The sequence below is a fragment of the Cohnella sp. GbtcB17 genome (assembly GCF_019091135.1).
Taxonomy (GTDB): domain Bacteria; phylum Bacillota; class Bacilli; order Paenibacillales; family Paenibacillaceae; genus Cohnella.
The window spans coordinates 55317-78805 of sequence record NZ_JAGXJW010000013.1; the positions used below are offsets into that span (position 1 = coordinate 55317).

Below are 23489 nucleotides of genomic sequence, written 5' to 3' on the forward strand. Positions count from 1 at the left end.
GCGGGACTGCGTCAGGAAGTCTCGGTCAGGAACAAACTGGTGCTCTCGTACGCGGGGTTGCGTCAGGAAGTCTCGGTCAGGAACAAACTTGCGCTCTCGTATGCGTGATGGCGCCAGAAAGTCTCGGTCAGGAACAAACTTGCGCTCTCGTATGCGGGACTGCGTCAGGAAGTCTCGGTCAGGAACAAACTGGTGCTCTCGTACGCGGGGTTGCGTCAGGAAGTCTCGGTTAGGAACAAACTTGTGCTCTCGTATGCAGGGTTGCGTCAAGAAGTCTCGGTCAGGAACAAACTTGTGCTCGCGTATGCGGGACTGCGTCAGGAAGTCTCGGTCAGGAACAAACTGGTGCTCGCGTATGCGGGGGTGCGTCAAGAAGTCTCGGTTAGGAACAAACTTGTGCTCGCGTATGCGGGGTTGTGTCGGGAAGTCTCGGTCAGGAACAAACTGGTGCTCTCGAATGCGTGATGGCGTCAGGAAGTCTCGGTTAGGAACAAACTTGTCCTCTCATCTAACTGCCAAACTCCCCTGGAGAGGCTTGGATCGTCCGCTTAAGTTCAATATTGCCTCCTTATCAATAACCTTTCCCGGATGTAAGCTTTTGTCAGATCGGTCCCTCATTAGATGAAAGCACTTACAATACCCAAGCTGCCGATCTCGAAGGAGGTGGGAAAACAGCTTCCTGAAAGCATACGCAGCGCAAAAAAAATGCGTGTGTGCGTCCCAAGAGTCAAGGTCGTCCAAACGTCAAAGCGAGTTTTATGATGCGGACATGAAGGTACCGTGTGGCGCGGAGAACCGCGCAGAGTTGGATTAGTTTGGCGATGTTTAAACAAACGAGGAGGCATGCATTAATGAACGTCAACAACCGATTTCGTTTGACTTGGCCGCGTTTCTTCGCGGCGCTGCTGGCGGCGGCACTGCTGCTCAGCCAATGGGCCTGGTCTCCGTCGATCGCATCCGCCGCATCCGCCTTCGTTCAGACGGCGGCGTCGGGGTACGGCAGCCAGTCCGGCATTCAGCTGGAGACGTCGAGCGAAGGCGGACAGAACGTCGCCTTTATCGACAACGGCGACTATATTGCTTTCCCGAGCGTCGATTTCGGCAGCGGCGCGAGCACGTTCCAGGTCCGCGTCGCCAGCAACGCGAGCGGCGGCGCGATCGAGGCGAGACTAGACGGCGTGAACGGAACGTTGATCGCGACGACGCAGGTCCCCGGCACCGGGGGGTGGCAAAATTGGACGACGGTGACGGCGAACGCATCTGGCGCGAGCGGCGTTCACACGCTGTATTTGAAGTTTACCGGCGGCAGCGGCAATTTGTTCAACCTGCTCTGGTTCAAATTCGCGTCGGGGCTGTCGGCTTTTAACCAGATCGAGGCGGAAGCCTACAACGGTCAATCCGGCATTCAAACGGAGACGACATCGGATGTAGGCGGCGGGTCGAATGTGGGCTTCATCGACAACGGCGATTATCTGCTGTTTAACGGCGTCGACTTCGGCAGCGGTGCTTCCAGCGTTCAGGCACGCGTCGCAAGCGCGGCCGGAGGCGGTTCGATCGAATTCAGGCTGGACAGCTTGACGGGTACGTTGATCGGAACCGTCGCGGTGAGCGGCACGGGCGGCTGGCAGAGCTGGACGACGGCAAGCGGGCAAATATCGGGTGCGACGGGCGTCCACAACCTGTACGTCAAGTTCACGGGCGGCGCGGGCAACCTTTTTAACCTCAACTGGTTCAAGTTTGGCACGGGAGCGCCGTCTTCCGGCGGCGACGTCGTCGGCAAGCTGTTCGCCGGCTACCAAGGCTGGTTCAATGCGCAGGGCGACGGCTCGCCGAACGGTGGATGGGTCCACTGGTCCAAAAACAGCAGCGCGCCGACCGCCGGCTCGAACGTGAACTTCGAGCTATATCCTGACCTTCGCGAGTATTCGAAGCTGTATCAGACGAATCTGGCGAACCTCGGCAACGGCACGCAGGCGAAGCTTTTCTCCTCCTACGATCAGGAGACGGTCAACAAACATTTCGAATGGATGCAGACGTACAACATCGACGGCGCGGCGCTTCAGCGCTTCGGGGCCGACGAGAGCGATACGCCGAACAACTGGAAGACGAACCGCGACAGCGTGGCCGTAAAAGTAAAAAACGCTGCGGAGACTTACAACCGCAAGTTTTATGTCATGTACGATATTACAGGGATGAATGCGAGCAACTGGCTGAACGCGGTGAAGCACGATTGGACGACGAACGTCGTGAACAATATGCATCTGACCTCTTCAGGCGCCTACGCGAAGCAGAACGGCAAACTCGTTGTCTGCATCTGGGGAATCGGGTTCACCGATCGGCCTGGTACGGCTGCCGAGCACCAGAATCTGATCAACTGGTTCAAGGCGCAGAACGTCTATGTGATCGGCGGCGTGCCGACTTACTGGCGGACGGGCAACAACGATTCGAAGCCCGATTTTATGAGCGTGTACGAATCGCTCGATATGCTCTCGCCGTGGTTCGTAGGACGCTTCGGCAATGCCGATGTCGACAGCTACAGTACGAACCAATACGGGCCCGATCTCGCGTATACGCAGCAGCGCAACATCGCCTATCAGCCCGTCATCTGGCCCGGCTTCGCCTGGTCCAACCTGAACGGGGGGCCGACGAATCAAATTCCCCGGCAGCATGGCGACTTCATGTGGCAGCAAGCCTATCGTTTAAAGCAGCTCGGCATTAGCACCGGCTATATCGCGATGTTCGACGAGTACGACGAAGGAACGGCAATTGCCAAGGCAGCGGAGAACAGCGCGATGATCCCGACGAACCAGTACTTCCTGACACTCAATGCGGACGGCGTAGCGGTATCCTCCGACTTTTATCTCCGTCTGGCAGGCGACATCAACCGGATGTTCAAGGGGCAAATTCCGGTCACGGCCTCGCATCCAACCACCCATCAATAAAGCTTGCGGCGGCTTCCGGAAGATGCGTCTTCCGGAGCCGCTTTTTTGCGATCGATTCGGGCGGCAAAAAGAAGACAAGATCGGCAGATTTCGTTTTCGATCGCCTCATGGGAGCGTCCGGACGCGTGCTTTACAATGAGGGAGAAACGCACGCGCCAAGCGGTGAAGGAGAGTGCACCATGAACGGTAAAAATCCGATTATTACCTCGATATTCACGGCCGACCCGTCGGCCCATGTATGGGAAGACGGCAGAATCTATATTTACGCCTCGCACGACATGGACCCGCCGAGAGGCTGCGATCTGATGGACCGTTACCATGTCTTTTCGTCGGACGATATGGTGAATTGGGTGGACGAAGGGGAAATTCTGCGTTCTGACGACGTGTCGTGGGGACGACCGGAAGGCGGCTTCATGTGGGCGCCCGACTGCGCTTATCGGAACGGCACCTACTATTTCTATTATCCGCATCCGAGCGGCTCGGACTGGAACGACACGTGGAAAATCGGCGTCGCCACAAGCGACAAGCCTGCCGAAGGGTTCGTCGATCGCGGCTATATCGAAGGACTCGGCGGGTTTGCGATGATCGATCCGTGCGTCTTCCAGGACGACGACGGGCGCGCATATATGTACTACGGCGGGGGCGGCGTCTGCCATGGCGGCGAGCTGAACGACGACATGATGTCCGTCAAGGACGAGATGGCCGACATGGTCGGCCTAGAAGATTTTCACGAGGCGGCATGGACGTTCAAGCGCGAAGGCGTCTACTATTTAACCTACGCGGACAATCTGCACGACAACAACCGGATGCGCTACGCGACGAGCGATCACCCGCTCGGTCCGTGGACCTACCGGGGCATCTTCCTGGAGCCGACCGGCTGCTCGACGACACACGGATCGGTTGCCGAGTACAAAGGACGATGGTATTTGTTTTATCATAACCAGGCGATCTCCGGCCACGGCAACTTACGTTGCGTATGCATCGACGAGCTGCACTTTGACGAGAACGGCGCCATTCGCACGGTGCGGCAGACGGAAGAAGGCGTGCGGGCCGTCCAGGGGGATGCTTCCCGGGAAAATGCGCGCGTCTTTTACCCGGCCGACGGATGCGAGACTGGCGGCGAGGCGGCGATCGTCGTCACGGAGCACGGCGCCTACGCCGTCGTCGGCATGCAGGAGGCTTCGTCTGCCTGCGAATTCCGCGAGATCGACGGCGGCCGCGGCGGCCGGGCTGCTCTCGCCGTGCGCTACACGACGGACGAGCGGCTGGCGAAGCTGCGGCTTGTCGTTAATGACGCCGACTGCTCGTTATTGAACGCGCTGCAGGCGGAGGGCGGACATACTTCGCTCACCGTGCGCCTGAAGCCTGGAGCGGTTAATACGGTCAAGCTCGAAGGCGGTCACGGAGACGTGCGGATCGAAGGCTTGTCCGTCGAATGGCTGGATTAGCGCTATCCTGCATAAGTGAATCATCCAAGGCGGCGAAGCTAAAAAGGAAGAGTCCCCCCTCAGGCGGAAGTGCTCGAACCGCCAAAAAGGGAACTCATAGCTTGACGAATGGCACTATGCTTCTTCAGCCAGCACGATATCCCACTCGTGGATCTCGTAACCCCGGGCGCTGAGGACGACATACGGATCTTGCTTCACCCAGGATTCGGCTTCCTCCAGGGAGCGCGCCTTGTAGATGACGAGGCCGCCGGCGCCGTCGACAAACCGGCCATTGGCATGAAGCTTGCCTTCGGCACGGCGATCCGCCAGAAATTGCAGGTGCTCCTCGCGATGCTTCACGCTGAGCTCGGGATCCTTCATCGGCAGGAAGACAGCGAAGTGCTTGATCGGCTCCCCCGGTTCGTCGCGCCGGAGCTGGTAATTCAGCATCGCCGCCATGTCCTGCTCGGCGAAGCCGTCGCGAACGGCGCCGTCAAGCAGGCCTTTAACCCGGCGTCCTGCGGACAGGCCGACGCCGGACTGCGCGGCAAGTTCGGTCGCGAGCGTCAGATCCTTGGCGAGCAGCTTGATGGCGAAGCCGGCCTCAAAGCGTCCCGGACCGATATGGGTGCGGTAATGCCGATCGAGGATGCGGCTGCTGGCGAAGCTGGCCAGCAGCACGTTCACCAACTGCTCCTCGTCCAGGCCCGCTTTTCTGCCCAGTGCCAGTGCCTCGCTGACGGCCTGCGTGTGGATGCCGACCATGAGCTGGTTGACCAGCTTGACGACGGAGCCGCTACCGACGGGACCGACGAGGTCGATCTGCTTGCCCATCGCGGACAGCACCGGCTTCGCAATGCGAAATGTCTCTTCGTCGCCGCCGACCATAATGCTGAGCGTCCCAGCGGCGGCGCCGGTCGTTCCGCCGCTGACCGGCGCATCAAGGAAGCGGATGCCGCGCTCGGCCGCGGCCGCGCCGATCTTGCGCGACAAGGCAGGGCCAACCGTGCTGCAGTCGACCAGCACCAGGCCTTCCCTGCCGCCCGGGACGAGCCCGTCGGTTCCGAGATAGACCTCCTCCACGTCGGCGGGCATCGGCAGGCAGGTGACGATGAGATCCATCTCCGCCGCCAGTTGCGTGCGATCAAAGCCGACCCTGCCGCCCAACGCGGCCAGACGTTCCTCGGCCGCTTTGCTGCGATTCAAGCCGTATAACTCATAGCCTGCCATGATGAGGTTGTCCGCCATCGGCAAGCCCATGTTCCCTAGCCCGATGAATCCGATTTTTTTCAAGTCGATCACGCTCCTCGGCGTTATGTTTTCGTCTTGATCAGCCTTGCGATATTGCGTGCGGTCCGGGCCAGATTGTCCTCGGCCTCCGCCAGGCATTCGTCCAGCGTCGACGGCCGGCCGACGATCGGGAAGACGGCGGCGAACGTCTCGTAGAGCGGCTCGATATCCGGGCCCAGACCGCCGGACACGAGGATGGCGGGGACGCCTTCGGCCGCCGCCCATTCCGCCACGCGGAAGGGCAGCTTGCCGCTCAGCGTCTGCGCGTCGGTGCGCCCCTCGCCGGTCAGCACCCAGTCGGCGCCCGCGATCCGCGCCTTCAGCCCGGTCGCCCGGGCGGCTACTTCCGCGCCGGATTCGATCCGGGCGCCGAGCCGCAGCAGCGCGAAGCCGAGCCCGCCGGCAGCGCCCGCGCCGGGCCGCTCCGACAGGCGCGCTCCGTTCGCGCCGGCTTTGCCCGCCTCGGCTGCGCCCGCACTCGGCCCGATCGGCCGCTCCAGCAGCGCTGCATAGGCGTCCATGGCCGCGTCCAGCTCCGCCGCTTGCGCCGGAGTCGCGCCCTTCTGCGGCCCGAACACGCGCGAGGCGCCGGACGGCCCCGTCAGCGGGCTCGTCACGTCGCTGGCCGCCGTGATCGCGCACGCCGCGAGCCGCGCATCCAGGCCGCTCCAGTCGACCGCGGCCACGCGCAGCAGATCGCCGCCCCGGCCTTCCAGCAGGCGGCCGTCCCGATCCGCAAAGCGCACGCCGAGCGCAGCGAGCATGCCCATGCCGCCGTCGTTCACGGCGCTGCCGCCGAGTCCGACGATCAGGCGCCGGGCGCCGCGGTCCAGCGCGTGCGCGATCGCTTCGCCGAGCCCGCGCGAGGTCGCGGCGTACGGATCGCGGCGATCCGCGGGAATCATCGGCAGGCCGCATATATTCGCCGTCTCGATGACGTAGACCGGCTCGCCGTCTTGCTCGATCAGGCCGATAAGCGCCGTCGCTCCCGGCTCAAGCGGGCCGTGCACGGCGACTTCCTCGCTGCGGCCGTGGCAAGCGCCGACGAGCGCCTCGACGGTACCCTCGCCGCCGTCGGCCATTGGAAAGACGTCGATCTCGGCGTGCGGTATTTCACGGCGGATAGCCGCCGCCATAACGGCGCCGACCTCCCGCGAGGACAGGCTGCCTTTGTACGAATCCGGGGCAATGACAAAGCGCATGGCGGGTTCTCCTCCCAATGGGCGATCAATATAAGATGCTAACCCCTATCATACGCCTGTCCGGGCCCGATGCGTACCTTTTCTCCGCTTCGCGCGCTCTCGATCGCCGCGAACACCATCGCCATGCTTTTCAGATTGTCCGAGCAGTCCGTTTCGGCCGGCCGGCCTTCCGCGAGCGCGGCCAGCATCTCGTCGAAGCAGCCTTCGTGTCCCTCGTGTCCGGTCCAGGGCGAGGAGGGCTCGATCCGCCTGAACGCATGCATCCGTGCGCCCGGTCCCAGCTCGCCCTCCGCCACGCTGCAGTACGAATCGTTCGTCCCGTCCCAGATCAAGGTGCCTTCGGAGCCGACGACGCGCCAATCGCCCTGCCAGGAGGTCGGTTCGCCTTCGGCGCACCAAGAGCCGTTGTACGTGAAAACCGAACCGTCGCTCATCTCGAAGATGCATGCCGCCGAAGCGTTGCCCGCATACCAGGAGTGGGACGGGTTGAATTCATGGCAGTACACCGACACGGGATCGGCCTGCAGCAGGTAGCGGGCCTGGTCGAACGTGTGGATCGCCATGTCCAGCAGCAGCGGATGGTCCATCGTTTCCCGGAAGCCGCCGAAATGCGGGCCGAGGAAGAAGTTCGCCGTCGCATGCGCCGGCTTGCCGATCGTCCCCTGCGCGATGAGGCCGCGCGCTTCCCGGATCTGTCGGGCGAAGCGCCGGTTCTGCATGACGGCATAGCGGCGTCCGTGCCGCCGCACGATGTCTTCGATCTCGTAGGCATCCGCCATTGTGACGGCCATCGGCTTCTCGCCGATGACGTCGCAGCCGAGCTCGACGGCCGTCGTCACGACGGTTTTGTGGACCTGCGGAATGGTGACGTCGAACACGAGGTCGGCGCCGGTCTCGCGGATCGCCGTCCCGAGGTCGGTATAGCAGGGGCAGTCGAGACCGAATTCCCGGGCCAGCGCCTCGGCTGCGGGCAGCTGGATGTCGACGAGGGCGGCGAGCTCGATGTCCGGACGGCCGGTCGCATACTTGACCCAGCGCCGGGCCATATTGCCGCAGCCGACTTGAACGAGGCGGAATTTGCGGGCCGCTTTGTCGGTCGAATCGCTCATAGCTGTCGCCTTGGCTTTGCCCATCGCTTTAGTCGTATCCGCAGTGCCCGTCGTATCGGCCGCATTTTGCAAGTCCGTTCTGATCGCGGTCATGCCGTTACGCCTCCTGCCGCGACTTCAGCGGCTCGAGCGGCTTGCGGTTGCCGAACAGCGGGGCAGGACGTCCCGTCGGCGCGGCCCAGTGCACGGCGTTGCGGATGACCTTGCGGATCTCTTCGTTGTAATAGGTCGGATAAGTCTCGTGCCCGGGGCGGAAATAGAAGATCTTGCCCTGTCCGCGTGTGTAGGTGCAGCCGCTGCGGAACACTTCGCCGCCTTCGAACCAGCTCACGAATACGAGCTCGTCGGGCGTCGGGATCTCGAAGCTCTCGCCGTACATCTCTTCCTGCTCCAGCTCGATATATTCGCCGATGCCCTCCGCGATCGGATGGCCCGGAGACACGACCCACAGCCGCTCCTTCTCGTCGGCTTCCCGCCATTTGAGGTTGCAGGTCGTGCCCATCAGCTTTTTAAAAATTTTAGAGAAATGGCCGGAGTGCAGCACGATCAGGCCCATGCCGGCGAGGACGCGCTTGTGCACGCGCTCGACGATCTCGTCCGATACTTCGCGATGGGCCTTGTGGCCCCACCATACGAGGACGTCCGTGTCCTCCAGCCGCTGCTCGGAGAGGCCGTGCTCTTCTTCGTCGAGCGTCGCGTATCCGATCGCCAGATCGTCCCCGAGCCCTTCTCCGATTGCGCGGTGGATGCCGTCCGGGTAGACGGCCTTCACCTTCTCGTTATTTTTCTCATGACGGAATTCGTTCCAGATCAGCACGCGCAATTCGTCCTTCATGCCGCATTCCTCCTCGTTTGAGATCGACCGTGACCCCCACATTATAGGCTTCGCCGTTCCGGCAAGAATAGCTTCAAAGCTGACCGATTGTTCTCCAAAAATGACATGTGTGCTATACTGAGGGCTCCAAAAACTCGGACGCGCCAAGCGAGGTGTAAGCGATGACAACGTTGGCGGACGATCTCCGCGAACCGATCCGCGAGGAGGCCGTGGTCTACGGCCACCCGCTCCTGTACATGAAAATATGGGAGGTCGGCATGAACCCGCCGGCGCCCGCTCAGGAGGCGTACGGCCCCTGGCATTTTCACAAGGAAGTCGAGCTGCTGGCGCTGATCGAAGGCGAGATGGGCATGCAGACGCAAGACGGCTACTTCCGCCTGGAGCCGGGCGACGTCGTCCTGCTGGGCGCTTCCCAGCTGCACCGCACGCATCGCGCGGGCGCCGCACCCGTCCGGTTCATCGTGCTGCAGGTCGACCTCGGCCGGCATATGGAGAGCGCCGCGCTGCCCTATGCGTACGGCTTCGCGGACGGCGCCGCGCCGCTCGAACGACTGAACGGCCTGTTTCGCGAAAAGCCCGGGTTCCGCCTGGAGATCTACGACTTAATCGCGCATATGTACGAGGAGTACCGGGGACGCGCACGCGGCTACGAGCTGGCGCTCGGCTCCGCGATCCAGCGGCTGCTCTGGCTGTTCGTCCGGCACGACGACGAAGGGCTGCTGCCCGCCGCTGCGGAGCCGGACCTGCTGAGGCTGCGGCCGGCGCTGGACTATGTCGACCGGCATCTGCAGGATCGGATTACCGTCGAAGAGGTCAGCAGGCTTCTCAATTTCAGCTATCATTATTTCATCCGCTACTTCCGTTCGGCGATGGGCTGTTCGTTCGTCGATTATGTCAACCGCAAGCGGATCAAGGCTGCGGAGCGGCTGCTGCTGACGCGGGACATCAGCATCGCGGAAGCCGCGCTTCAAGCCGGCGTGCCGAGCATCGCCCAGTTTTACAAGCTGTTCAAGCGCTTCAACCGGTGCTCGCCGAAGGAATTCGTCACCCGCATGAGCGGTCGCGAGGACGGCTAGCGGCCTGCTTTCCGACCGGACTTTTCTTACCCGAGCGCCGCGGCGGCGGCCTACAAGCCTTGCCCTGCCTGGGTTTTCGGCGGACATTTCTTTCGATCGTCCCGATTCAAGTAATGTCCCTACCGTGCCACGGACGTCGGACTTACGATGGAAGGGCAGCGACAGATGCAGGCAACAGGGAGCCTGCGCCGATCATTTCAATCCGGGGAGGACTTGGTAGAATGAAGCCGATGATCAAAAGGGCTTGGCTGGCGACGGTATTAATGACAGCGATTGCAGGGACGGCGGCGTGCGGGGGCAACGGGGAAAACAATGCGGCGCCGACCGCCAGCGGCGGCGCGACGCAGGCAAGTTCACAGGGAGCGGACAAGACGGGGGATAGCGGCGAGCCGCTCTCCATCCAGATGTTCGCCGGACTGTACAATGAAGTGCCCGACATGAACGACGCCTTCTGGACCGAATGGCAGAAGCGGACCAACACGAAGCTGAACGTCGAGTGGGTGCCGTCCGGCGATCTCGACACGAAGCTGGACCTGCTGCTCGCGTCGGCGCAGCTGCCGGAGGTGCTGGCGGCGCCCGACTTCAAGCGTCCGACGCTGATCAACGCGATCAAGGGCGGTGCGTTCTGGGATCTGACGCCGTTCCTCGGCGATTTCAGCAAGTACCCGAACTTGAAGGACAACGTGCCGGAGAACGCTTATAAGTACCGGACGATCGACGGCAAGATTTATTCGCTGCCCGGCTCCCGCTCGCAGATCGACCCGGGCATCAAGATTCGCAAGGATTGGCTGGATAAGCTGAACATCCCGGTCCCGACGACGCTCGACGAGTACGCGGATGCGTTGGTCAAGATCACGAAGGGCGACCCGGACGGCAACGGGCGCGCGGACACGCTCGGCTTGATCGGCGGCGGCGTCATCATCAGCGACGGCGACGCGTCCTTCGCATCGGCGTTCGGCGCGATGGAGCCGACGTACAACGATGAGGGCGGGCTCATTTACACGAACCTGAACCCGGGCTATACGGACGCCATCGCCTACTTCCGCAAAATGTACGAGATGGGCGCGCTGTCCAAGGAATTTTCCGTCATGAAGCGTACGCAGGCCCAGGACCTGTTCACGACCGGCCGCGCCGCCTCCTACACCCGCAGCATCTGGTGGGACAAGGAATGGGAGGATCTGATCAAGAAAAACGGCCAGCCCGACGCGAAGATTCTCAACCTGACGCTCAAAGGGCCCAAAGCGTACGCGGTCAATCTGACGCTCGGCGGCACCGGCAGCTTCCTGATCTCCAAGAAGGTGCCCGAGGAGAAGGTATGGAAGCTGCTCGACTACTTCGAGAAGTCGGCTTCGACGGAGATGACCGACCTGGCGTACTACGGCATTGAAGGCGTGCACCACACGGCCGAGGGCGGCCAGAAGGTGCTGACCGAGCAGGGCGTGAAGGAAGTCAACACGACGAGCAAAAACGCGGGCGTCCTGGCCACACAAAAATGGGGCAAGGTCATCAGCGCATCGGGCGATAAAGCCTACAACGACGCCAAGATCGCGGAAGTGCAAAACTTCGGCGAGATCGGCAGCATCGATCCATTTGCCTACCTGATCTCCGACACCTGGAACGACGTCTGGGCGAAGTATCAGAACGAATGGAAGTCCATGGTGACGCAGGCGATCGTCGGCCAGATTACGATGGACCAATACAAGCAGTTCGTCGACAAGATCAACAACCTGCCGGAAGCCAAAAAAGCGTATAAAGAATTCGCCGAGAACTACAAAGCGATGAACCCGTAAACGCAGCAAGGCAGCTCGCATGAAAGCGGAAGGTGATCGGCCCGGAGCCGGTTGCCTTCCTTGTCTATCGCGCCCCATCCGCCGTTCCGAGGGAGGTCCTCATGAAGCCGCTGCTGAACAAGGTCCAACAAGCCGCCAACCGGGCGTTTCCGCGGTCGAATTATTTCAGAAGGCTCGTCTGGCTGGGATGCGTCTCTGTGACGGTCCCGATCCTGATCCTGGGCCTGGCGTATTATCGGTACTCCGTGAATAAGATCGAGGAGCAGTTCCAGGCGGACAGCCGCACCTCTTTGACGCTGCTTCAGGAGCGGACGGAAAACCTGATGACGGACATCGAGTATCAGTCAATGCAGCTTGCCGCGAACGCGACGATCCGCTCCTGGCTGGGCAGACCGGGCTTCGCCGAGCAATACGTCATCCAACAAAATCTCCTCGACCTGATGACCGTGCAAAAAAACGCGAGCAGCCTCTTGCAGGATATCGTCTACTATGCCAGCGCGTCGGATACGGTGCTGTCCAACGCGTACGGGAAAACGACGCTCGCGGACTCGCCCGAGCGCGAAAATATAGCGGCAGTCCTGAAGGGAACGCGCAGCGAGGGCTGGACCTACCTGCCGGCGTACGCGAGCAACGGCTACATCTCGTACGTTCGCCAGCTGCCGGTCATGCGAAACGGGCAGCCGATAGGCGCGCTGATCTACGAGCTGAAGGCGGCGGATCTCGGCCGGCAGCTCTTCCAGTCCGGCGTGCCTGCGGGCGAGGAGTCTTATGCCGTCGTGGATGCGGACGGCACGATTCTACTGCACTCCTCGGACGAGACTCTTTTAGGCAAGCGGGCCGACTCGGTCGAGCTGTTCCGGAGCTTGCTGCCCGGCAGCGGCGGCGAGGGGCAGTTCGTCATGGGGGAAGCGGACGACGGGAAGGTACTGACGGCGACCTACAAGACGGCGCTGGGGCGGACTTATATCTCGATGCTGCCGGAGAGTGCGATCGCCGGCCAGCTGAACTGGATGCGGCTGTTCGTCCTTGGCTCGGTGCTCGTCATTTTGTTGTTCGGCATCGTGCTCACCGTCGCTTCGTCCAAGTTCGCTTACAGTCCGATCGACAAGCTCATCCTGTACGGCCGGCAGCTGCGGCACGGTCCGGGCACGGCGGGCGGGAGCAACGAGATTGGCTACATCCGGTCGAGCCTCGCCTATCTGAACGACCAGGCCGAGTCGCTGCGAGCGTATATCGAGCGGATCCAGCCGGATCTGCGCGACCGTTTCGTGCTGAAGCTGCTGACTGCGTCAGCGCCGCTAAGGCCGCAGAAGGTCGAGACGGAGGCGCAGGCGTACGGGATGCCCGCGGCGGGCGGATTCGCAGTGCTGGTCGTGCGGCCCGAGAATTTGTTCAAGGAGAAGCGGTTTCTGCCCAGCGAGGGACCGGTCATCGTGTTTGCGGTGAAAAACGTCATGCAGGAGCTGCTGCAAAGCGCTCCCTTCGCGAGCGGCTATGTGGTGGGCAAGGAAGATAAGGAGGCCGTCGCCGTGCTTCGCTGGGAAGCGCCCGTTCGCGAGGAGGAGACCGCGTGCCTGTTGGACGCCTACGCCGAGCGCGTGTGCGAAGCGCTGAAGACGCATCTGTCGTTTACGGTATCGGTCGGCATCGGCGGCGTGCGCCAAGGCCTTCATCTGCTGGCCGAGTCGTACAGGGAGGCCGAAGCCGCGCTCCAGCAGCGTCTTTTAGACGAGCATCGCCGCATCTTCCGCTACGACGCGCTGCCTGCCCCGTCGGGCAAGCTGGCGACGTTCAATTATCCGAAGGAGCTGGAGCTGGAGATTACGGAGCATCTGCTTCAGGGAGAGCTTGGTCTGGCGGAGGCGTCCCTGGGACGTTTTTACGAGCGAATCCGGCAGTCCGAATCGTACAACACGGCGATGCATTGCTATCACATTCTGCTGTCGTCCATCATCCAGTCGCTTGAGGAGATGGGCTACGGCGTGCTGGACAATCTCGGGGACAATCTGTTCGAGCAGCTCAAGGCGAGGCAGACGTATCGCGAGGTGCAGGAGTGGTTCGTGGAGTTTCTGTTCCCGATGCACCGGCAGATCACCGAGGAGAGCCGGGCGAACGCCACGCGGATCGCTGTGCAGCGGGTGTGCGCCTATATCGAAACGCATCAGGGCATGCCTTCGCTGATCGAGTGTGCCGAATACGTGAGCATGAGCCCGTCGTACCTGAGCCGGCTGTTCAAACAGGAGGCGGGGATGACGTTTATCGAGTACCTGATGAAGTACAAGGTCGACCGCGCAAAAAAGCTGCTGGAGGAGACGAACCACAGCGTAGCCGAGATCGCCGAGCTGATCGGTTACTCGGAGCGCAACCTGAACCGCGCATTCCAGCGGCATCTGTCGATGTCGCCGAAGCAGTACCGCATGTCGCTGCGCTGAGGCGCGGACGCGTTGAAGCCTGCCCGCGGGGCAGGCTTCTTTGCCGTCTGCGACGGGGAGGAGTGTAGGGGGCGGTGGGGCCGGCCGTAGTTAGCCGGAAAAACCGTGTAACTCCGACGCTCCCCCCGCCCCCTAAATGGTATCGCCAGCCTCCGTCCGGACGAGCAGGCACTCCCATACCTCCAGCCTCGGAATATCGATAACCGCCGCACCTTCCTCTTCGCTGTACGGCAGCGCGTCCTCCGTGATCAGTCTGCGCACGCCGGCGACGCGCCGGCCGGGGAGTCGCAGCTTCAGAGAGATATCGTGCAGCGGGAGATTCGTGGCGAGCGGCCTTCTGCCGGCGCCGTTGACCAGGTGGACCAAGACATAGTCGTCCCGCTCGAACAGCGTGAGCTGCAGGCCCTGGTAGTTGGTGACTTCGACGAGCTTATCCTCGCCCAGTGTCAGGTCGATCGCGTTCGCGAGCAGCTGATAGTGCTCGCCGAGCTTGAATTCATTGAGCATGCCGCTGAGCGAGAACGGGAAGTAAAGGAAGCCGCCGAGCCCGCTCCGGCGATGCAGCGCCAGCGGCAGGTCGGTGCGGATCACGGGCAGCGACGCGCGTTCGGGCGGCGCGCCCACGCACTCGAGCGGGGCGAACGGCGGGACGAGCGTCGCCAGCACCGCGGTCTCCGCCGTCGGCTGTGCATAATAGACGGCGCCCCGCAGCGCGACCAGCTCGGTCTGCTCCAGGCCGAGCTGAAGCGGATTGTCCGCGCCCTCGAACCGCAGGTAGGCGGCCGACAGCAATTCACCGGCGGCGCCCTGGTCGCGAACGCCGAGCAGGTCCCGCCATTCGGGCTTGTCGGCGGCATCGCCCTCGGCGATGACATGCCCGCCCGCGGCGGCATAGCCGGCCAATGTGGCAGACATGCCTTCGGTCAGCGTCAGGCCCTCCGGCGCTATCAGCGCTTTGTAGCGCGACAGCCGCTCCGGTGTCGCCTGCTCTTCCAGCAGCACGTCGAACGGGATCTGGCGGTTGATGAGGCCGTCCGCCCAGCCTTCTGCGGCCGCATTCGCAGTCCAGATCAGCGCGACCTGCGCCAGCGTCCCGGCGCCGTCCATGTAGGCCTCTACCTTGGCGACGTCGCGGTTGAGCGCCGCGACCGTCTCCAGAATCCGCTTGTCGCCGATCGTCTCGGGAATGCCGGTGAGCGAATGCCAGATGCTGCCCCCGTGCGCCGGGATCTGTGACAGCCAAAACCGGTATTCCGCCGGCGGCAGGCCGGTATGCCGCCACTCCATCCCCGGGCTGGAGTGGACGATGCCGAGCGGCGCGGGGACGCCGTGCGCGGAGCGGCCGAGCTTGATGCTGAGCGCAGGCTTCCAGAACTCGGGAATCCGCCGGTGACCCTCGGACAGCACATCCTGCGGCTCCGTACACAACAGATCGGTCGTCTCCAGCCTGTCGTACAGATTGTCTTTGTACAGGTTGTAGTACAGAATCATCTGAACTTCCGGTCGTCTGCCCTTGATGAAGCGGTACATTTTGTCCATGTTGTCCCGAATGCACGTCGACGGCCAGTCCGCCGCGAAGGCAGCCGAGTCCGCCGGCAGCGGCACGCCGTACAGCCGCTCGTACTTGCGCTTGCAGATGCCGCACCAGCACGGGAGGAAGTGCGGCGCGTTAAAAAAGACGGCGTCCACGTCGTAGCGCGACAACACCTCGTCCAGCACGGGAACGGCGACGTCTTCGTTGCGGTAGCCCGCGTTGAGACAAGTGCTCATGAGCAGCGACCACGCCCCGGGGCGATGCGCACCGATGATCTCCGGCTGTCCGTCCTGCTTGCGTACGAACCACTGGGGCCGCTTCAGGAAGACGATGTCGTCCGTCTTGCTGAAGTCAAGCCGGGCGATGAAGCGGATGCCCTCGTCATGGCAGGCGTCTACGACGCCCTTCAGCAGGTCGAAGTCCTGCGGCAAATATTCGTTGACATGATGGCCCTCGACCTCGGAAGGGTACCAGGCATAAATGCCTCCGACGTTGAAGACAAGCGCGGTAGCCCCGAGTTCTTTCATCTGGCGCGCCAGTCGGCGGGGCTCGATCAGATGCGTGTCCTTCACCTGCAGATTCGTCTGAATGATGCGCTGGGGTTTGTGCCACCAGCCGCGTTCGTTGTTTTCCAAGAAATTAACCTCCCTTGTTCGTTGCGATTAACCTTTGACCGAGCCGAGCATGACGCCCTTCGCGAAGTGCTTTTGCAGGAACGGGTAAACGAGCAGGATCGGCGCCATCGCCAGCATGATGGAGGCCATACGGATCGTCTCCTGCGGGACCGAGCGTTCATCCCCTCCGGCTCCCGCCATCCCGGCGTTGTCCGAGTCGATGACCAGCGTTTTAACCAGCACCTGCAGCGTCCACTTTTTGGCGTCGGAGAGATAGATGAGGGCGTTGAAGTACGTGTTCCAGTGAGAGACGGCGAAAAACAGCGTGAACGCCGCGACCGCCGGCATGGATAGCGGCAGGACAACGCGCAAGAAGACGCCGATGTCCGAGCAGCCGTCGATGCGTGCCGCATCCTCGAGCTCGGAGGGCAGCGACTCGAGGAAGCTTTTGATAATGATGAGGCTCCAGGCGTTGGTCAACACCGGCCAGATGAGCGCCCAGTACGAGTTCAGCAGCCCGAGGTTTTGCACCAGCAGGTAGTTCGGCACGATGCCCGCGCTGAAGACGAGCGTGAAGATGACGAAACCCATCATCGGGCCCCGCCCCGGCACGTCCTTCTTCGTCAGCACGTAAGCGAGCGAGAAGGTGACGATTAGATTCAGTACCGTGCCGACGGCGGTGATGAAGACCGTGCTTTTCAGCGCATTGACGAAGCTGTCCGTCGACAAAATGTAGGAGTAGGCGGCCAGCGACCATTTCTCCGGGAACAGATAGAAACGAAGCGGCACGTACACTTCAGGGTCCGTAAAGGATACGCTGAACACGTACAGGAACGGGAATACGCAGACGAGGGAGATGACGGCAAGCAGCGCATAGTTGATCCAATCGAATGCGGTCATTTTTTTGCGCGAAACGAAGCTCATGGCGGTATGCCTCCTCCCGGCGGGTCAGTAGATGCCTTCCTGGCCGGATTTTTTGACGATATAGTTGGATGCCATCACGAGCACGAAGCCGACGACGCCCTTGAACATGCCGACCGTCACGCCCGTGCTGATCTGACCGCGCAGGATGCCCTGCGTGTACGAGTACGTGTCGAACACCTCGGCCACCTGCATGACCAGCGGGTTCATCATGAGCAGCATCTGCTCAAAGCCGACGTCGGCCATCTGGCCGAGGCGCAGGATGAGCAGGATGAGGATCGTCGGTCGAATGGCGGGGAGCGTGATATGCCAAATCTGGCGAAACCGGCTTGCGCCATCCACGACCGCCGCTTCGTACCGCTGCGGGTCGACGCCCGCCATGGCGGCGAGGAAGATGATCGTGCCCCAGCCCGCTTCCTTCCACATCGTCTGCGCCGTGATGAGGCCCCAGAAGTACTTCGATTCGGACAGGAAGCTGATCGGTTCGTGTCCGGCTTCGCCGATGAGTTTGTTGACGATACCGACGTCGGTGGAAAGGACGAAAAAGGTCATGCTCGCCACGACGACCCAGGACAGGAAGTGCGGCAGGTAGACGATGGATTGGTTGAAGCGCTTGAAGGCGCCGTGCCGGACTTCGTTCAGCATGAGCGCGAGCAGAATGGGCAGCGGGAACATGAACACGAGCCCGAAGACGTTGATGGCAAACGTGTTGCGGAGCATGATATAGAAGTTGCGGTCGGCGAACAGGTCGGCAAAATGCTTGAAGCCCACCCACTCGCTGCCGGCGAAGCCCGAATAAGGATTATAGTCCTTGAACGCGAGCAATAGGCCCCACAGCGGGGTGAGCTTGAACAAAATAAAAAACAGCACGCCCGGCAGCGCGAGCACATACATCGCCCGATGCTTGACGATCCGCGCGCCGAGCCGGGACCAATAGCCTTTTTCCTTTCGGACCGGCAAAGCGGCCAATGCCTTCTCCATGATCCGAAGCACCTCGTTTCCGTCCGCTGGCGGACCTAATCTGGATCTGCCTCCATTGTAGGTGCGCGACGATCAGCGGAATACGGACATAAATTGAAAAGGACCGGCTGGTCAGCCGGTCCTTCGTCGATGCAATTGATGTCCGCGTGCCGCGAAAGGAGGAAGGGCGGAGGAAGCCCGGCATGGCGCGGGTTGATGGATGGTGGCGGCGCGGTCGGGAGGATGGCGGGAAAGAAATGTCCGGTTTGCAGGGGCGTAGAAATGCGCTAATCCGCAACGCTCGCGGTCAGCGCCTCGCCCGCCGCCTCGCATAAGCTTCGCTATAGCTCAAAATTGCGCTATTCTGCAACGCTCGCGGTCAGCACCTCGCCCGCCGCCTCGCATAAGCTTCGCTATAGCTCAAAATTGCGCTATTCTGCAACGCCCGCGGTCAGCGCCTCTCCCGCCGCCTCACATAAGCTTCGCTATAGCTTAAATTTGCGCTATTCCGCAACGCCCGCGGTCAGCGCCTTGCCCTCCGCCCCACATAAGCTCCGCTACAGCTCAAAATTGCGCTATTCCGCAACGCCCGAATTCAGCGCCTCGCTCGCCGCCTCGCATAAGCCTCGCTATAGCTCAAAATTGCGCTATTCCGCAACGCCCGCGGTCAGCACCTCGCCCGCCGCCTCGCATAAGCTTCGCTATAGCTCAAAATTGCGCTATTCTGCAACGCCCGCGGTCAGCACCTCGCCCGCCGCCTCGCATAAGCCTCGCTATAGCTCAAAATTGCGCTATTCTGCAACGCCCGCGGTCAGCACCGCGCCTGCCGCCTCGCATAAGCCTCGCTATAGCTCAAAATTGCGCTATTCTGAGATGCGATCACGGTCCGCACCACATCGCTACCTCTCGCCCGCCCAGAAGTAGCGCGCACTCTCCGCTCAGCGATGCGGAACCGCCAGCTCCTCGAACGACCGAGCCAGCTCCGCCAGCCCCTCCGTCAGCGCCTCGCCCGCCATCGGCTTGCCATGGCCGGTGATCGCCGCCGCAGGCTTCAGCGCTTCGAGCTTGCGGACGGACTCGGCGGCATGGCGCCAGTCGAAGGTGAAGTACGGCGGTGGGCCGTGGATCTCCTCTTCCTGCAAGAGCACTGCGAACGCGGACGTCTGCTTCACGGTGATGAAGGCGTCGCCTGCCACCACCGTCCGGTCGCGCTCGCGGAAGAGCGAGATATGTCCCTCGGTGTGGCCGGGCGTATGCACCCAGCGCCAATCAGGCAAGGTCGGCACCGTGCCATCCTCGGGCAGCGGGCGTACGTCGCCCGAGATGTCGATCCCTTTGTGCGGATACAGCGGGGAGATGCGGGCCATGAGTCCGCCCCCGACATCCGGATCCGCCTCGGGGTAGTCGGCTTGGCCGGTCAGGTACGGCAGCTCCATCGCATGCGCGTACACGGGCACGCGCCAACGCGCCAGCAGCGGGCGCAGCGAACCGACATGGTCGAAGTGGCCGTGCGTCAGCACGATCGCGCGAGGAGGCATCTCTCCGTAAAGGGATGACGCGGCCTCGGCGATGACGTCCGCACACCCGACGACGCCGGCGTCGATCAGCGTCCATTCGCTTGTGCCAGGCTCGCCGATCATCACGACGTTCGCGATCAGCGTTCGCACGGCGTGCACATCTTCGGGGAGCCCGTTTTCTTTTTGCATTTTACCGTATCCCCCTTAGGCATCCTTCGTGAACCATAGACTGTACAATGGGAATGGATTTATTCGCAAACCGGACCGGATCGAATGCCGAAGGAGCGATGTGGCACATTATTGACAAATAATATGCGTAAATATAGTATGTACACATATGATATGAATGGAGGTTCTTCCTATGCGGACATTCGAACTGAGCTTGGCGACGCCGGCGGAGAGGGCAACGATATCGAATGAAACGCCTATGAGAGCCGTACCTGAACAGCTTGCGCTTTTCTCTGAGGGTGCGCCTGGCGAAGGCGCTCTCGTGGCCGCACGTGCCGAGCGATCCTTGGCAGGATCAGGGCAACGCTATTGGATCGGCGTCGTTTCCGCTTCGCACGTACAGCGCGGCGTGCAGGGCGGCTTTGCCCAAGTATGCCATGGCAAGGCGGGACCGCTGCGTCGAATGAAGGCGGGAGACTGGTTCATCTATTACTCACCCCGCACCGACATGGACGGAGGCGCGCCTTTGCGCGCTTTTACCGCGATCGGCCGTGTGGCTGACGACGTTACGTACCCTTTTGCGATGAGCGAGACCTTTGTACCGTTTCGAAGGAACATTCGCTATACTGAATGCAAATCAACCGAGATCGGCGGTCTGCTGGAGCGTCTGAGCTTCACGCGGGGCAACCGCCATTGGGGTTATCTCTTCCGGACGGGACACTTCGAGATCGGGAGAGAGGACTTCCTGACGATCGCGGGCGCCATGGAGGCCAAGGACATCGATGAGCACGGCTTTTGAAGACGCGGGTGACAGCCCGGGATTTTTGATGTGGCAGACGACGAACATGTGGCAGCGGGAGATGCGAAAGGCGCTGGAGCCCTTCGGGCTTACGCATCCGCAGTTCGTGCTGCTGTTCTCCTGCCACTTTATGAACGAGCAAGCGGAGTGGAGGGACAGGCTGACCCAGGTGCAGCTCGCCCAAAACGTCCGCATGGACGTCAACGTGACGTCGCAGGTGCTGCGCAAGCTGGAGCAACAGGGATACGTTCGGCGGGGCCCCCATCCCGCCGACACGCGCGCGCACGCGATCGCGCCGACGCCGACCGGCAGCGAGCTGGCGAACCGCGCCGTTCAGGCGGTCGAAGCCGCCGACCGCGCTTTTTTCTCCGTTTTGGGGACGGAGACGAGGGAGCTACTAGGGATGCTGACCAAGCTGGCGGGGCATCAGGGCCAGGCCGGCGTCTAACGCCCGCCTTCGTGAGACTTCAACCGGGCGATCGCGCAAAGTTCTCCCTTTCTTTCGATTCCCTGCGTTCCGGGTACAATATACCATCTGAAACGTCGGGACGACAGACGGAAGGGGAGAGACGAGCGGATGATCAATACGATAATCGTGTTGGCGCTCATCGGGTGCACGGCTTTCTTCGTGGCTGCGGAGTATGCGGTCATTCGGGCGAGGATGAGCCGGATCGAGCAGCTGGTCGCCGAAGGCAACAAGAAGGCGTCGGCGGTCAAGCAAATCGTGGCGAGGCTGGACGAGTACCTGTCGGCGTGCCAGCTGGGCAATACGCTCACCAATCTGGCGCTCGGCTGGCTGGGCGAGTCGACTGTCGAGCATTTGCTGAGCCCCGTGTTCGGTCTCTTCTCGCTGCCGGAGTCGGTGGAAACGGTCGTGTCGTTTGTTATCGCGTTCCTCATCCTCACCTTCCTCGAGGTCGTGGTCGGTGAGCTGCTGCCCAAGATTGTGGCGATTCAGAAAGCCGAGTCGCTGGCATTGACGCTTGCGCGGCCACTCATGATTTTTTTCAAAATCACCTATCCGTTCAGCTGGTTGCTCAACCGGTCGGCGCGGCTGCTCACGGGACTGTTCGGGATGAAGCCGCTCTCCGAGACGGACAACACCCGCACCGAGGCTGAGCTGCGCCTGATCCTGTCCGAGGGCTACAAGAGCGGGATTATCAACTCTTCTGAATTCCGCTATGTCACGAACATTTTCGAGCTGGACGACATGGTCGCCAAAGGGATCATGATCCCGCGGCGGGACGTGGCGTTTATCGACGAGACCGAGACGGTGCAGGAGGTCGTGGCTCGTACGTCACTGGATGCCTATGATCTGTACCCGGTCACGAAAGACGGCGACAAGGATTCGATCGTGGGACTAATCGATTACAAGGAGCTGCTCACGGCGTACATTCGCCATCCGGGAGAGCCGGATATGCCGGTCAAGCCTTATATCGAGCCCGTACTGCAACTGCTGGATACCGTATCGGTGCAGGAGATTCTGTTGCTGATGCAAAAAAGGGACATTCACATGGCGGTGCTGCTTGACGAGTATGGCGGAACTTCGGGCATTGTCACCATTCGCGACATTATCGCGCGCATCGTCGGCGAACGGAGGCAACAGCGCGACGAAGACGGCCGTCCGCTGATCCAGCAACTGGCGGACGACCGCTTTGAGCTAAGCGGTACGCTTATGATCGAGGAGACCAACCGTCTGCTCAAGACGGACATCGAAGACGACGAAGGCGTGTACACGCTCGGCGGCTGGCTCATGTCCGAGCTGGAAGAGGCGGTTGTGGGCGCCGAAGTGTCCGCGGACAACTATACGTTCGTCGTCGCGGAGATGGAAAATCGCCAGATCAAGCGAGTCAGCGTGCGGCGCGTGCCGACGCCCGCAAACGAAGCGCAGGAGGCTTCCGCCTCCGCGGAGCATCCGCCTTCTTGAGGCAGCTTGAGCCGTCTCGCGCCGCTTGATGCATGCTTGTAGTTCAGGAACCGCACGGCCAACGTGCGGTTTTTTCGCGTATGGCGGAAATGATCCGACGTGGGGAAAAAGAGCGGCTACAGGAGCAGGCGTGCTGCTACAAGCGATAAAAGCAACGTTAGAGGAACGATGGTGGCGCTAGAGCGTGCTGCAAGCGAGGAAAGCGCGGTTGCAGGAGCAGGCGAGCTGCTGCAACCGATAAAAGCAACGTTAGAGGAACGACGACGGCGCTGGAGTGGGCTGCAAGCGAGGAAAGCAACGTTACTGCAACATCGTGCCGCGAGTGGATTGTAAAATTTAAATACGATTTGCGTAAAAATAAACGAAAAAGCGAGGATTTTAACGAATATAAGCGTATAGGCCGGATTGGCGCCCACTCCCGGGCGATGAGGCTCGTTTATCAATAATCAGAAAATTTGAATAATTGAATCCGCTGTCTTATAATGAGGTCAACCTAAACGAAAGGGGATAGTCCATTGGGCCAGGTAAGCGAAGCATATCCGCAGCGAACGGAAATGCGGCAAGCGCAACCGCCCGGCATTTGACGTAGCGTGGCGGTCCGGATATGCGGGAATCCAACGTATGCGAGCAAAAAAGGACGACTCTTCGGAAAAAGAAAACGGAAAGCAGGACAAGAAAGCAAAATGATCGAAGTGAGAGGTGTCGCGGCAAACGGAGCGCCAAGGGCGCCGGCAAGACCCTTTAACCGCACGAATGCGCGTACGACCTTTTGGAGGTCACATTTAAAATGAAGTCTAAGAAGATAAAGATCATGCGCAAGCGAATCTGGATAAATCTTCGGAAACTTAAGATGGGAGCGTCTTGAGACAATTGAATAGTAAACCAGAAAAGTAGAACACCCGGTTATCAGCTGTTAACCGGGTGTTCTGTTTGTCGTGTGCGCGTA

General features: G+C 61.3%; 16 protein-coding genes. 8 read left to right on the forward strand and 8 right to left on the reverse strand.

What is annotated here, in order from left to right; translation table 11 throughout:
• Positions 1-851: 851 nt before the first annotated feature.
• Both KVT38_RS09250 and KVT38_RS09255 read left to right on the forward strand, forming a co-directional pair.
• Positions 852-2942, forward strand: coding sequence for a carbohydrate-binding protein (locus KVT38_RS09250; protein WP_217593419.1), 2091 nt, complete (start codon positions 852-854; stop codon positions 2940-2942).
• A gap of 179 nt (positions 2943-3121) precedes the next feature.
• A complete protein-coding gene (locus KVT38_RS09255) occupies positions 3122-4390 on the forward strand; it encodes a family 43 glycosylhydrolase (RefSeq protein ID WP_217593420.1) in 1269 nt (422 codons plus the stop codon).
• Between the two features lie 114 nt (positions 4391-4504).
• Here the strand turns inward: KVT38_RS09255 and KVT38_RS09260 are convergent, their stop codons facing one another.
• From KVT38_RS09260 to KVT38_RS09275, 4 genes are read right to left on the reverse strand one after another with little or no spacing between them, the layout of a single operon-like run.
• Positions 4505-5662 carry an NAD(P)-binding domain-containing protein gene (locus KVT38_RS09260; protein WP_254639103.1) on the reverse strand — a complete coding sequence of 386 codons (1158 nt, stop codon included), beginning with the start codon at positions 5660-5662 and terminating at the stop codon, positions 4505-4507.
• Positions 5663-5682: 20 nt separating this feature from the next.
• Positions 5683-6861 (reverse strand): glycerate kinase family protein, encoded by a 1179-nt coding sequence (locus KVT38_RS09265; protein WP_217593422.1) that lies wholly within the window; start codon positions 6859-6861, stop codon positions 5683-5685.
• A gap of 38 nt (positions 6862-6899) precedes the next feature.
• A complete protein-coding gene (locus KVT38_RS09270) occupies positions 6900-8063 on the reverse strand; it encodes a Gfo/Idh/MocA family protein (RefSeq protein WP_306795305.1) in 1164 nt (387 codons plus the stop codon).
• A 4-nt stretch (positions 8064-8067) separates the two neighbouring features.
• Positions 8068-8805, reverse strand: a complete 738-nt coding sequence (locus KVT38_RS09275; RefSeq protein ID WP_217593423.1) for a ThuA domain-containing protein — start codon at positions 8803-8805, stop codon at positions 8068-8070.
• Between the two features lie 161 nt (positions 8806-8966).
• Here KVT38_RS09275 and KVT38_RS09280 point away from each other — a divergent pair, with 161 nt between their 5' ends.
• The 3 genes from KVT38_RS09280 (at position 8967) to KVT38_RS09290 (ending at position 14103) form a co-directional block, all read left to right on the forward strand.
• Entirely contained in the window at positions 8967-9881 is a 915-nt protein-coding gene (locus tag KVT38_RS09280; RefSeq protein ID WP_217593424.1) for a helix-turn-helix transcriptional regulator, read from the forward strand.
• A gap of 221 nt (positions 9882-10102) precedes the next feature.
• A complete protein-coding gene (locus tag KVT38_RS09285; protein WP_254639104.1) occupies positions 10103-11671 on the forward strand; it encodes a type 2 periplasmic-binding domain-containing protein in 1569 nt (522 codons plus the stop codon).
• 101 nt (positions 11672-11772) lie between these two features.
• Complete coding sequence (locus KVT38_RS09290) at positions 11773-14103, forward strand: helix-turn-helix domain-containing protein (RefSeq protein WP_217593425.1); 2331 nt, start codon at positions 11773-11775, stop codon at positions 14101-14103.
• A gap of 132 nt (positions 14104-14235) precedes the next feature.
• On the opposite strand, the gene KVT38_RS09295 is transcribed toward KVT38_RS09290, so the two are convergent.
• From KVT38_RS09295 to KVT38_RS09310, 4 genes are all read right to left on the reverse strand, one after another.
• The gene (locus KVT38_RS09295; RefSeq protein WP_217593426.1) at positions 14236-16272 is read right to left on the reverse strand and encodes an alpha-amylase family protein; all 2037 of its coding nucleotides are present in this window, start codon (positions 16270-16272) and stop codon (positions 14236-14238) included.
• A gap of 27 nt (positions 16273-16299) precedes the next feature.
• The gene (locus KVT38_RS09300; RefSeq protein ID WP_217593427.1) at positions 16300-17175 is read right to left on the reverse strand and encodes a carbohydrate ABC transporter permease; all 876 of its coding nucleotides are present in this window, start codon (positions 17173-17175) and stop codon (positions 16300-16302) included.
• A 24-nt stretch (positions 17176-17199) separates the two neighbouring features.
• Entirely contained in the window at positions 17200-18153 is a 954-nt protein-coding gene (locus KVT38_RS09305; RefSeq protein ID WP_217593428.1) for an ABC transporter permease, read from the reverse strand.
• Positions 18154-19070: 917 nt separating this feature from the next.
• Entirely contained in the window at positions 19071-19838 is a 768-nt protein-coding gene (locus tag KVT38_RS09310; RefSeq protein WP_217593429.1) for an MBL fold metallo-hydrolase, read from the reverse strand.
• Positions 19839-20163: 325 nt separating this feature from the next.
• Here KVT38_RS09310 and KVT38_RS09315 point away from each other — a divergent pair, with 325 nt between their 5' ends.
• The 3 genes from KVT38_RS09315 to KVT38_RS09325 all read left to right on the forward strand — a co-directional run bounded on the left by KVT38_RS09315 (position 20164) and on the right by KVT38_RS09325 (position 22543).
• Positions 20164-20616, forward strand: coding sequence for an EVE domain-containing protein (locus KVT38_RS09315; protein ID WP_254639109.1), 453 nt, complete (start codon positions 20164-20166; stop codon positions 20614-20616).
• On the forward strand, positions 20600-21064 hold the full coding sequence (locus tag KVT38_RS09320) for a MarR family winged helix-turn-helix transcriptional regulator (protein ID WP_217593430.1): 465 nt from the start codon (positions 20600-20602) through the stop codon (positions 21062-21064). Before KVT38_RS09315 ends, KVT38_RS09320 begins: the two co-directional genes overlap by 17 nt.
• A 129-nt stretch (positions 21065-21193) precedes the next feature.
• Complete coding sequence (locus KVT38_RS09325; protein ID WP_217593431.1) at positions 21194-22543, forward strand: hemolysin family protein; 1350 nt, start codon at positions 21194-21196, stop codon at positions 22541-22543.
• The last annotated feature ends 946 nt before the right edge of the window (positions 22544-23489 follow it).